Origin of the sequence: Aeromonas australiensis, assembly GCF_000819725.1 — a bacterium.
Lineage (GTDB): Bacteria > Pseudomonadota > Gammaproteobacteria > Enterobacterales > Aeromonadaceae > Aeromonas > Aeromonas australiensis.
In genome coordinates this window covers 1-5331 of sequence record NZ_CDDH01000052.1, presented here as the reverse complement: position 1 = coordinate 5331, position 5331 = coordinate 1, and the positions used below count along the sequence as shown (strand labels likewise).

Below are 5331 nucleotides of genomic sequence, written 5' to 3'. Positions count from 1 at the left end.
AAAGTGAGCAAAATGAAGATAATGGCGCGCCGTCTGGCCTGACGACGAATACCGCGATACTGCTGCCAATCGACGATGGGCGGGCCGAACCAGGGGTGGGTCAGTAACCAGCGATGAAAGCGGGGCGACGAGCGGGAAAACAGAGCGGCTGCCAGCAACATGAAGGGGGTAGTCGGCAGCAGGGGGAGCACAATACCCACGATACCGGTGGCAAATGCCAGCCACCCGAGCGCCATCAGACACCAACGCTTCATTCCTGCTCCTTAGATGATTTCTCTCCCTCTAGCCTAACAGAGTTTGAGCAGAAGCTGACAGCAGGCCGCAACCCCACTACAATCTGCGCTCTTTTTCCCCCACTCTCGTCGGAAAGTCGTTATGCGCGTTATTTTGGCCCCCATGCAGGGGGTGCTGGATCACCTGATGCGGGAGGTGCTCACCTCCGTCAATGAGTACGATCTCTGTGTGAGTGAGTTTATCCGGGTGGTCGACCAGCTGCTGCCCGCCAAGGTGTTTTACCGCCTCTGTCCTGAACTGCTGCAAGATGGCAAAACCCGTGCAGGCACCCCGGTGCGAGTACAACTGCTGGGGCAACACCCCGAGTGGCTGGCCGAGAACGCCTTACGTGCCATTGAACTGGGCTCCCCCGGGGTCGATCTCAACTTCGGTTGCCCCGCCCCCACGGTCAACAAGAGCAAGGGTGGTGCTGTGCTGCTCAAAGAGCCCGAGACCATCTACCGCATCGTCAAGGCAGTACGTGACGCAGTGCCCGCCCATCTGCCGGTGAGCGCCAAAATTCGCCTCGGTTACGATGACAAGGATCTCTATCTGGAGAACGCCCAGGCAGTCTTCCAGGGGGGTGCCAACGAGCTGGCCGTTCATGCCCGTACCAAGCGCGAGGGATACAAGGCCCCCGCCCACTGGGAATATGTGGACGCCATTCGCCGCGCCCTGCCCATCCCCGTCACCGCCAACGGCGAGATTTGGGATCAGAAAGATGCCCTCGCCTGCGCCAGGGTCTCGGGTTGCGATACCCTGATGGTCGGGCGCGGCGCCATCTCTCTGCCCAATCTGGCCAACGTGATGAAAACCGGCTGCCCGCACATGAGCTGGTCCGAGGTGCTGCAATTGATGGTCAGTTATACCGAGCAGGATCTGGCCAGCGAAAAAGCCGACTACTATCCCAGCCGCATCAAGCAGTGGTTCAGCTACCTCAAGCGAGAATACCCCGAAGCCGACCTCCTTTTTCGTGATATCCGGGTGCTGAAAGAGACTGCACCGATTCGCGAGGCATTGTTGCATGCGGCCAAAAGCCACGGCTAACCACATTTAACTTGACGCATATCATCTTGATAGAGTTATCGGAACCCTATACTGCCCCGCATCTGTCGTCTGTCCTGTGGGGGATAATGTGTGTGAAATGACGCAAGCACAGTTGACTGTCTGGCGTAATCGCCTGCTGTCCGACTGGGCCCAAGTACGAGAAACGCTGATCGGTCAGCTTAAAGCCTGCCGCCGTGACGAGTGGGCCGAGCAGGTCGGTCACTGCGAGCAGGATCAATTGGTGGAACTGACCAGTCGGCTGGATCTGCCAAAAGTGGAGCAGAGCGTGGCCCGCCTCAAGCGGATCGATGCGGCACTCTGCCAGATGGATCTTGGCCTCTATGGCCTCTGCGCCGATTGTGAAGAGCCGCTTTCCATCGAACTGCTGGAACAGGATCCAACCCTGCAACGCTGCCCGCGCTGCGACACTCGCTATCGCAAGGGATTCCACGCCCACGAACTGTGAGGGATGCACATCTGTGCATCCGCTCAACCCTCAGCACTGGTTACTCCGTCGTTCCTGTTCAATACTCAACCATATCTGTCGATTCGAGGGTATGCGTTGTGTACAGACTCTTGTTGTTATGGTGCTTAAGTTGCCAAGCGATGGCACAGGAGTCATTGAGCGTCGGCTGGGAAAACTGGCAGCCCTACAGTTATCGCGATGAGCAGCAACAGCTCCGCGGACTGGATGTGGCACTGCTCAACGCCATCTTCCTGCGGGCCGGTTATCAGGCCAAATTCCGTGAAATGCCCTGGGTTCGCGTGCTGCACGAGCTGGAATTCGGCACGGTTCAACTGGCCATGTCCGCCAATATCACCCCAGAACGGCAGCAATATGCCCGCTTCAGCCACCCCTATCGGGAAGAGGAGACCGCCATCATCATCCGTCGGCAAGATGCCGAGCGCTGGCGCGGGATCACCTCCCTCGAGCAGTTGATCAACACCCCTGACTTTCATATCGGGGTGCTCAAGGGCTTTGATTACGGCAATGCCTTCCGCCAGTGGATGGCAAGGCCCGAGCTGCAGCCCCGCCTACACATGCGCCTGCGGCTGGATCAGCTGCTGAAAATGTTGCAAGGGGGACGGATCCAGGGGTTTATTCTGGATCCCAACGGACTGCAGGGCTGGCAGGATAAGGATGAAGCGCAGGATCAGCTGCATACCCTGCTGCGTATCGAAGTCACGCCGGTTCACCTCATGCTGAGCAAAGAGAGCACTACTGAGGCGCAACTGCAGCGGATCAATCAGGCTATCGAACAGTTGAAACAGAGCCCCGACTACCAGCAGATCCTCTATCGCTACCAGCCCAGCTCCCTGCATCCATAAGAAAACGCTCATAAGCAAGGGGAGCATCTGCTCCCCTTACTGTCTCAAATAAATCCAGCCCTGTCTCAAACAACCCTGCTTGCAACTTGCCAGGACCTTTTGGTCACCGATAACGTGATGGATTAAGCCTGGCTATCAGCGTCCCAGCACAATGTCGGCAAGGTGGGCAAAGTAGTGGATCTCGTGGGTGGCCTCACACTCGCCCGCTTGCCGCGCCGGGTTGTACCAGCAGGTCGCCAACCCCTGCGCCGCTGCGCCGGCGATATCGGTTTTCGGATTGTCCCCCACCATCAGCACCCGTGCGGGATCCGGCTGCCCCATCAGGGAGAGGGTATGCTGGAAAATGGCTGGTGCTGGTTTGGTCACCCGGACCTCATCGGAGATCACCAGCGGCTCGAACCACTCGCTCCAACCCAGTTTGCCAAGCCGCCCCCGCTGAGGCACGCTGAAACCATTGGTGATGATCCCCATTCGCACCTTGCTGCGCAGTTGCTGCAGGGTCTCGACCACCCCTTCAAGGGGCATACTCAGGGTAATAATCTGCTCCAGAAAGGTATTGTTCATCGCCATGGGATCGGCGGCGACCTGCTGGGCAAAAAGGGAAAAGCGGGTCTGCTGCAATGCCGTAGCATCGATCTCGCCATCGTTGTACTGCTGCCACAGGCCGTGGTTGAGGCTGTGGTACTGCGCCATGCTGGCGTCATCGACCTGTACGCCATAAATTTGCAAGGTATGTGTCAGCGCAGCGGCGACCGGAAAATCGAGCAGGGTTTCATCCAAATCGAACAGCACCCAGTCATAGTTTGGTTGTTTCACAGAACTCCTTGTTATCATTCAGATTGTTCAGAGGCTTGGCGGCCGACTCTGCCAAGCTGGCTGGCCAGCAGATCCAGCGTGAGACGCACGCCAAAGCCGGTCACTTCGCTGGAGACCACCCCATTCCCCCCTTTGTTGCGAAAACCGCTCAGATCGAAGTGCAGCCAGGGGGTCTGCTCGGGCACGAAGTGGGCGAGGAAACGGGCCGCATCGATGTGATCCGGCGAACTGCCAGGCGCACATTGCAACAGATCGGCCCACTCGCTCTCGATGTTGTCGTCGTAATCGTCATCAAACGGGAAGGGCCAGACTCGCTCACCGCTACGCTGACCCAAATTGATCAGTGGTGCCAGCCATTCACTCCGGTTGGTAAAGACGCCACTGTAACGGCTACCCAGCGCCCGTTTGCAGGCCCCGGTCAGGGTCGCGTAATCAAGCAGCAGATCAGGGGTATCCTGCGCCGCCATTGCCAGGGTATCGGCCAGTACCATGCGCCCTTCGGCATCGGTATCGACCACCTCGATGGAGATGCCATTGATGGCGGTCACTACCTCGCCGGGACGATAGGCGTGAGGGCCGATATGATTCTCGGCAATGGCCAGCCAGCAATGCACCTCGTAGGGCAGCTGAGCCCGACTGATGGCGTAGAGGGTGCCCAGCGCCACCGCACTGCCCCCCATGTCCAGATGCATACCATACATGCTGCCGGAGACCTTGAGGTTATAGCCACCGGAGTCATGGCAGATCCCCTTGCCCACCAGCGCGATGCGGCGCACCGGCTTGGGCGGGTAGTAGCTAAGTTTGACCATGGCCCCCTGATTGTCTTCCGAGCCACGGGCGACGGCCAGAAACGCACCCGCCCCTAACTCTGCCAACTGCGCCTGACCATAGTGATGACACTGCCACCCCTCATCCTGCGCCAGCTGGCTGACAAACTCGCGGTAGCTGGCTGCCGTCAGCTCGGAGGCAGGCAACACTGCCAGATGGCGAGCTAGCCCGTTGCCTCCCGCCTCGCTGTAGAGGCGCGCCAGGTCCAGCACCACCGCGGGTGAAACCTGGATCTGCTGATAGCTCCAGCTGCTTTCACTGCGGCGCTTGCTGGTGGGCAACGAAATATTGGCGGCAAGCAGGGCTGACAGCATCACTTCGGCCAGAATCACCCGCTCGGAGGGGGAAAAACCGTCCAGATGCAGCCCGAGCCGCTCCACATTGAGCCCAGAGAGAGGAGCGATCCAGCCTCGGACCTGTTTATAAAGACGGTGATCCCGCGTCACACTGCCGGCTACAAACATCACCTGCAACATGGTATTGCCATGCATCAGGGTAAAGGGCGCTTTTTTCCCCAGCGCAAGCTGGGTCTGGAGACCCGCCAGAGCGGGCAGCGAAAGCAAGGACTCCTTCTGCGCTTCGGCGATCAGCAGCAGTTGCAACGGCAGACCCTGGGCAAGGGCTTCGGCCAGCGTGCCATCCCGGCTTTCAATAGCAGGAGGAAGATAGGTGAAGGGAGTGATCACAGGCGCGTGCCTCATCCATGAAGAGATACCTGATGATACCCAACAAATGGTTGATACGACCAGTTTTGGTCTTGAAAAAGCGTCAGAAATAGCAGCAATCACCAGATAGTGACGAGCATCAAGAAGGATTGTTCAATGATTGGCAATGCAGGAAGGGAACGTTCAGAAGGTTGGTTGCGGGGGCCGGATTTGAACCGACGACCTTCGGGTTATGAGCCCGACGAGCTACCGAGCTGCTCCACCCCGCGTCCGAATTGTCACCCTCAAGCCGAGCAGTAGCTTGATGGTGTTTGTCTGCTTTCGATTGTTTACACAGATTGCTTAAACAATCGCAGGCTGACGAAAAGTTGGT

Annotated in this window: 6 protein-coding genes and 1 tRNA gene; 3 read left to right on the top strand and 4 right to left on the bottom strand. The window is 58.3% G+C overall.

The features are described 5' to 3' along the window. Positions 1–254 (bottom strand): YbaN family protein (locus BN1117_RS08305; RefSeq protein WP_040096448.1); only part of this gene is annotated, 254 nt, incomplete at its 3' end. 121 nt (positions 255–375) lie between these two features. Between BN1117_RS08305 and dusC the strand changes: the two genes are divergently transcribed. The 3 genes from dusC to BN1117_RS08290 all read left to right on the top strand — a co-directional run bounded on the left by dusC (position 376) and on the right by BN1117_RS08290 (position 2649). After that, positions 376–1320: a tRNA dihydrouridine(16) synthase DusC gene (gene dusC / locus BN1117_RS08300; RefSeq protein WP_040096446.1), complete on the top strand. Its 945-nt coding sequence runs from the start codon at positions 376–378 to the stop codon at positions 1318–1320. 97 nt (positions 1321–1417) lie between these two features. Beyond that, positions 1418–1786: a TraR/DksA family transcriptional regulator gene (locus tag BN1117_RS08295; RefSeq protein WP_040096445.1), complete on the top strand. Its 369-nt coding sequence runs from the start codon at positions 1418–1420 to the stop codon at positions 1784–1786. A 140-nt stretch (positions 1787–1926) separates the two neighbouring features. Then, on the top strand, positions 1927–2649 hold the full coding sequence (locus BN1117_RS08290) for a substrate-binding periplasmic protein (RefSeq protein WP_082032571.1): 723 nt from the start codon (positions 1927–1929) through the stop codon (positions 2647–2649). Positions 2650–2784: 135 nt separating this feature from the next. Here the strand turns inward: BN1117_RS08290 and yjjG are convergent, their stop codons facing one another. From yjjG to BN1117_RS08275, 3 genes are all read right to left on the bottom strand, one after another. Further along, a complete protein-coding gene (gene yjjG, locus BN1117_RS08285; protein ID WP_040096441.1) occupies positions 2785–3465 on the bottom strand; it encodes a pyrimidine 5'-nucleotidase in 681 nt (226 codons plus the stop codon). A 14-nt stretch (positions 3466–3479) separates the two neighbouring features. Beyond that, entirely contained in the window at positions 3480–4979 is a 1500-nt protein-coding gene (locus tag BN1117_RS08280; RefSeq protein WP_040096439.1) for a M17 family metallopeptidase, read from the bottom strand. Between the two features lie 171 nt (positions 4980–5150). Beyond that, a tRNA-Met gene (locus BN1117_RS08275) sits at positions 5151–5227 on the bottom strand. Positions 5228–5331 lie beyond the last annotated feature (104 nt).

Bases quoted from the DNA above. Each gene is read 5' to 3' on its own strand.
- dusC (WP_040096446.1), top strand. From the start codon at position 376: ATGCGCGTTATTTTGGCCCCCATGCAGGGGGTGCTGGATCACCTGATG.
- BN1117_RS08295 (WP_040096445.1), top strand. From the start codon at position 1,418: ATGACGCAAGCACAGTTGACTGTCTGGCGTAATCGCCTGCTGTCCGAC.
- BN1117_RS08290 (WP_082032571.1), top strand. From the start codon at position 1,927: ATGGCACAGGAGTCATTGAGCGTCGGCTGGGAAAACTGGCAGCCCTAC.